At 51.0% G+C, this 3,150-nt stretch carries 1 rRNA gene; it reads left to right on the top strand.

Going from position 1 to position 3,150, the window contains the following annotated elements:
* Nucleotides 1-195: 195 nt before the first annotated feature.
* Nucleotides 196-3,074 (top strand): 23S ribosomal RNA (locus KSF73_17235).
* Nucleotides 3,075-3,150: the final 76 nt, after the last annotated feature.

Here is a 3,150-nt window from a genome sequence, read left to right as displayed (position 1 = left end):
TTTGACTTCTTAAGTCAATTCGTACTTTGATCTTTAAAAAAATGGAAGAAGTAAGACAAATTCAATGCGATAAAATCGTGGTTAATTCCTTGGTTTTATCAAATTTGGGTTGATTGCAAAACACAAACTTGGCGGTAATGTCGTACCGCTAAGCGTGAAGCGAGATTCTCGGAAACGAAGCGTTTCCGGTTATAGGATCAAGCGACTAAGTGCATCTGGTGGATGCCTTGGCGATCACAGGCGATGAAGGACGCGCAAGCCTGCGAAAAGGTTCGGGGAGCTGGCAACGAAGCTTTGATCCGGACATGTCCGAATGGGGAAACCCACCCGCAAGGGTATCCTACGCTGAATACATAGGCGTATGGAGGCGAACTCGGCGAACTGAAACATCTAAGTAGCCGAAGGAAAAGAAATCAACCGAGATTCCCCTAGTAGTGGCGAGCGAACGGGGAAGAGCCTGCATGTGATAGTCGAAGTCTTAATAGAACGGAATGGAAAGTCCGGCCATAGTGGGTGATAGCCCCGTATATGAAAAGACATCGGTGGTACTAAGCATGCGACAAGTAGGGCGGGGCACGAGAAACCCTGTCTGAACATGGGGGGACCATCCTCCAAGGCTAAATACTCGTGATCGACCGATAGTGAACCAGTACCGTGAGGGAAAGGCGAAAAGAACCCCGGGAGGGGAGTGAAATAGAACCTGAAACCGGATGCATACAAACAGTGGGAGCCTGGAAACGGGTGACTGCGTACCTTTTGTATAATGGGTCAGCGACTTACGTTCAGTAGCGAGCTTAACCGAGTAGGGGAGGCGAAGGGAAACCGAGTCCGAATAGGGCGCCTAGTTGCTGGATGTAGACCCGAAACCAGATGATCTATCCATGGCCAGGATGAAGGTGCGGTAACACGCACTGGAGGTCCGAACCCACTAGTGTTGCAAAACTAGGGGATGAGCTGTGGATAGGGGTGAAAGGCTAAACAAATCTGGAGATAGCTGGTTCTCCTCGAAAACTATTTAGGTAGTGCCTCATGTATCACTTCCGGGGGTAAAGCACTGTTATGGCTAGGGGGTCATCGCGACTTACCAAACCATGGCAAACTCAGAATACCGGAAAGTGCGAGCATGGGAGACAGACGGTGGGTGCTAACGTCCATCGTCGAAAGGGAAACAACCCAGACCGCCGTCTAAGGTCCCAAATGATCAGTTAAGTGGAAAACGAGGTGGGAAGGCATAGACAGCCAGGATGTTGGCTTAGAAGCAGCCATCATTTAAAGAAAGCGTAATAGCTCACTGGTCGAGTCGTCCTGCGCGGAAGATGTAACGGGGCTCAAACTGATAACCGAAGACGCGGATATCCGTAAGGATATGGTAGAGGAGCGTTCTGTAAGCCTGCGAAGGTGTGGTGTGAACCATGCTGGAGGTATCAGAAGTGCGAATGCTGACATGAGTAGCGACAAACAGGGTGAAATTCCCTGTCACCGAAAACCCAAGGTTTCCTGCGCAACGTTCATCGGCGCAGGGTGAGTCGGCCCCTAAGGCGAGGCAGAAATGCGTAGTCGATGGGAAACGGGTTAATATTCCCGTACCTGTATGCAATGCGATGGGGGGACGGAGAAAGCTAGGCCAGCCGGGTGTTGGATGTCCCGGTTCAAGCATGTAGGCGTGTTTCGTAGGCAAATCCGCGAGACTAAGCTGAGGTGTGATAACGAGTGAGCTTGCTCACGAAGTGGTTGATGCTCTGCTTCCAGGAAAAGCCTCTAAGCTTCAGTTGCATATAGACCGTACCGCAAACCGACACAGGTGGGTAGGATGAGAATTCTAAGGTGCTTGAGAGAACTCGGGTGAAGGAACTCGGCAAATTGACACCGTAACTTCGGGAGAAGGTGTGCCCCGGTAGGTTGTAGGAGAACATCCGAAGGCCGATGGGGTTGCAGTGAAAAGGTGGCTGCGACTGTTTATTAAAAACACAGCACTCTGCAAACACGAAAGTGGACGTATAGGGTGTGACGCCTGCCCGGTGCTGGAAGATTAAATGATGGGGTGCAAGCTCTTGATTGAAGTCCCAGTAAACGGCGGCCGTAACTATAACGGTCCTAAGGTAGCGAAATTCCTTGTCGGGTAAGTTCCGACCCGCACGAATGGCGTAACGATGGCCACACTGTCTCCACCCGAGACTCAGCGAAGTTGAAATGTTTGTGAAGATGCAATCTCCCCGCTGCTAGACGGAAAGACCCCGTGAACCTTTACTGCAGCTTTGCATTGGACTTTGAAGTGGTTTGTGTAGGATAGCTGGGAGGCTTTGAAGTGTGGACGCTAGTTCGCATGGAGCCGTCGTTGAAATACCAGCCTGACCCCTTTGAGGTTCTAACCCAGGTCCGTAATCCGGATCGGGGACCGTGCATGGTAGGCAGTTTGACTGGGGCGGTCTCCTCCCAAAGTGTAACGGAGGAGCTCGAAGGTATCCTAGGTACGGTCGGAAATCGTACTGATAGTGCAATGGCAAAAGGATGCTTGACTGTGAGACTGACAAGTCGAACAGGTGCGAAAGCAGGACATAGTGATCCGGTGGTTCTGTATGGAAGGGCCATCGCTCAACGGATAAAAGGTACTCCGGGGATAACAGGCTGATTCCGCCCAAGAGTTCACATCGACGGCGGAGTTTGGCACCTCGATGTCGGCTCATCACATCCTGGGGCTGTAGCCGGTCCCAAGGGTATGGCTGTTCGCCATTTAAAGTGGTACGTGAGCTGGGTTTAAAACGTCGTGAGACAGTTTGGTCCCTATCTGCAGTGGGCGTTGGAAGTTTGAAGGGGGCTGCTCCTAGTACGAGAGGACCGGAGTGGACAGACCTCTGGTGTACCGGTTATGACGCCAGTCGTATCGCCGGGTAGCTAAGTCTGGAAGAGATAACCGCTGAAAGCATCTAAGCGGGAAACTTGCCTTAAGATGAGACTTCCCTAGGAACTTGATTCCTCTGAAGGGTCGTTCAAGACCAGGACGTTGATAGGTCAGGTGTGGAAGCGCAGTAATGCGTTAAGCTAACTGATACTAATTGCCCGTGCGGCTTGATCCTATAACCAGAAATGCTTCGTTGTGTGAAGCGTCAATCCAAAGTATTGAACAAAGCTTACTTCTTCCAGTTTCTCTAA

Source organism: Burkholderiaceae bacterium DAT-1 (genome assembly GCA_019084025.1).
Taxonomy (GTDB): Bacteria; Pseudomonadota; Gammaproteobacteria; order Burkholderiales; family Chitinimonadaceae; genus DAT-1.
Note: the sequence above shows the minus strand (reverse complement) of the source record. Positions and strands in the feature narration are given on the sequence as shown.